This is a genomic window from Henriciella sp., from assembly GCF_049649345.1.
Classification (GTDB): domain Bacteria; phylum Pseudomonadota; class Alphaproteobacteria; order Caulobacterales; family Hyphomonadaceae; genus Henriciella.
Genome location: NZ_JBARZC010000039.1, coordinates 1 through 2,708, shown reverse-complemented (window position 1 = coordinate 2,708; position 2,708 = coordinate 1). Strand labels below are relative to the sequence as shown.

The window sequence follows — 2,708 nt, the reverse complement described above, 5'->3', positions numbered from 1 at the left end:
GAAGCGACCCTGTCAGGAGATGTCGGGTCTGCGGAAATGGCTGAACGCCTCAGTTTCGACCGGATGCGCAAGTCAGTCGACATCGGAATTTCGATACTCGAAGCCGACCTTGCCAGTCTGTCATCGCCTGACCATCCGCAAGCATCTGTTATCAGGTCCTCTGTGACCACCAACCATGCCACCAAAGCGGTCATAGACGTCGTGGAGGCCTATAGACTCGACGGAAAGCAGGATATCAGCAAAGAGCTAAGCGCGCTGGACCCACTCATCGCGACCTATTCGAAGGCCATCGAGCGAGGAAGGAAGAACCAGAAAGTATTGCTTCTGGAGCTGAAGATCGCGAAGGCTCAAGTGCAGCCGAGCGAGCGACCGACAGTGGATAAAGTCATCGACTTGATCGAACAGTATGATGATGCTTGGCACGTCGAAGATGCGTACCTCGAGAGCATCGAAACTATTCGCCAGGAGCTTGCCGCTACCAGCGACATCGAGGCCCGCGAACTCATCGTCAGCGAATTCTTTGATCTTGGCGGTGCGCTTGAAACCGAACGAGAGCGCCTGATCTTTGAACGCATCGCAGGAATGAAGTGACCGGTGAAAGCCTAGAGCACCACGTGAAACTTGCCGCGCGCGATCTCGGCTTTTCCGATTGCAGGATATGCCGGGCCGACGAGCCATGGGCGGCCGGGGCGCGGCTCGAAGAATTCGTCGCAGAGGGCCGGCATGGCGAGATGGGCTGGATGGAGGCGACGCTGGAACGGCGCAAGGCCCCGACGGCGATGTGGCCGGACGCGAAATCGGCGATCATGCTGGCTGTGAATTACGGGCCGGAGACCGATCCGCTGGCGCAGCTCGAGCTTAGAGCGCATGGAAATATCTCGGTCTATGCGCGCGGCGGCGACTATCACGATCTTATCAAGAAGCGGCTGAAACAGCTCGCCCGTGCCTTTGTGGAGATGAGCGGGGCGGAGGTGAAAGTGTTTGTCGACACCGCGCCGCTCATGGAGAAACCGCTGGCGGCAAAAGCCGGTCTCGGCTGGCAGGGAAAGCATACCAATCTGCTCAGCCGCGAGCATGGCAGCTGGCTGTTTCTCGGCGCTGTGCTGACCAGCGCGGCGCTTGAGCCTGACGCGCCAGAGGAGGACCATTGCGGAAGCTGCCGGGCCTGTCTCGATATCTGCCCGACCGCAGCCTTCCCCGCGCCCTACCAGCTCGATGCGCGGCGCTGTATTTCCTACCTCACCATCGAGCATGGTGGGCCGATCCCGACTGAATTCCGCAAATCGATGGGCAACCGCATTTATGGCTGCGACGATTGCCTCGCCGTCTGCCCGTGGAACAAGTTTGCGAGCACATCCGCCGAGCAGAAGCTCTGGGCGCGGGCAGAGCTGAAACTGCCGGAGCTGGAGGCGCTTGCGGCGCTGGACGATGCGGCCTTCCGCGAGGTGTTTTCCGGTTCGCCGATCAAGCGGACCGGGCGGAACCGGATGTTGCGCAACGTGCTTATTGCGATAGGCAATAGCGGCGGGGCGCACCTGATCGAGCGGTCTGTGCTGCCGCATTTGAGCGATGACGACCCGATTGTGCGCGGCGCTGCCATCTGGGCGCTGGCCTGCCTTGATAAGGCCCGGTTTGCTGCCGAGAGAGAGGCGCGCGCCGACGCGGAAACCGATGATGGGGTGAAAGCCGAATGGGCCCTGATGCCAATCTAGACAATGACCGTCCGCCGACACTGGAGCCGGAAGGGGGGCTAGGCGCGCTTGCGATTGCCGGGCGCTGGATCTGGCGCATCATCAAGCTTGCGCTGCTGATCTTCGTGCTCGTGCATGTCTATGCGCTGGCGCTAAAATGGGTGCCTGTGCCGGGCTCGATCACCATGATGCAGCGCACGCTCGGCGGCGAGGACTTCCGCCGCATCGTCATGCCGATCGAGCGGATATCCCCGCATCTCGTCACTGCTGTGATCGCGGCCGAGGATTCCCGCTTCTGCGAGCATGACGGGATCGATTTCGAGGCGGTGCAGAAAGCGGTCGATGAGCGAAAGCAGGGCGGGCGGCTGCGCGGCGCCTCAACGATCACCCAGCAGACGGCAAAGAACGTGTTCTTCTGGAATGGCGGCGGCTTTGTGCGAAAGGGCGGGGAAGCCTGGCTCGCGCTCTTCATTGATGGCATGTGGGGCAAGCGCCGCGTAATGGAGAATTATCTCAATACGATCGAATGGGGCGACGGGATTTTCGGGGCGGAAGCCGCCGCGCGCATCCGGTTCGGCAAGCGCGCCGCTGACCTGACGCAGCGCGAAGCGGCCTTGCTGGCAGCCGTGCTGCCGAACCCGCACAAATGGCGCGTTGATCCACCCGGGCCTTATGTGACCGAGCGCGCTGGCACGCTGCAGGCGCGTATGCGCGTGGTCACCAATGAGGGCCTCGATGATTGCGTGCTCGAGCCTGAGAAATGGGCCGAGCGACAGGCGGAATAGGCGGGGCTAGCCGTCGCTCGCCAGCCTTTTCGCCTCCCGGATATCGCCGCGCAGGACCAGCGTGTCGATATTCTTCCCGTCGATCAGCAGCGCCCGGTTCATGTCGGTTTCGGCATTGCCCAGATCATCGCGATTAAGCCAGGCGCGCGAGCGGATCAGCAGCGCTTCGACATTGTTGGGATAGGTTTCGAGCGCCACGGTCGCGTCTTCAATTGCCTCATTCCAGCTGCCC

4 protein-coding genes are annotated in these 2,708 nt (G+C 61.7%); 3 read left to right on the top strand and 1 reads right to left on the bottom strand.

The features are described from left to right. From WA989_RS01040 to mtgA, 3 genes are all read left to right on the top strand, one after another. The coding region (locus tag WA989_RS01040; RefSeq protein WP_424338678.1) for a hypothetical protein at positions 1-591 on the top strand (591 nt) is incomplete at its 5' end. 23 nt (positions 592-614) lie between these two features. Then, entirely contained in the window at positions 615-1,712 is a 1,098-nt protein-coding gene (queG, locus tag WA989_RS01035) for a tRNA epoxyqueuosine(34) reductase QueG (RefSeq protein WP_424338677.1), read from the top strand. Further along, a complete protein-coding gene (gene mtgA / locus WA989_RS01030) occupies positions 1,691-2,476 on the top strand; it encodes a monofunctional biosynthetic peptidoglycan transglycosylase (protein ID WP_424338676.1) in 786 nt (261 codons plus the stop codon). Before queG ends, mtgA begins: the two co-directional genes overlap by 22 nt. Positions 2,477-2,482: 6 nt before the next feature. Here the strand turns inward: mtgA and WA989_RS01025 are convergent. Beyond that, on the bottom strand, positions 2,483-2,708 hold a 226-nt coding region (locus tag WA989_RS01025; protein ID WP_424338675.1), incomplete at its 5' end, for a hypothetical protein.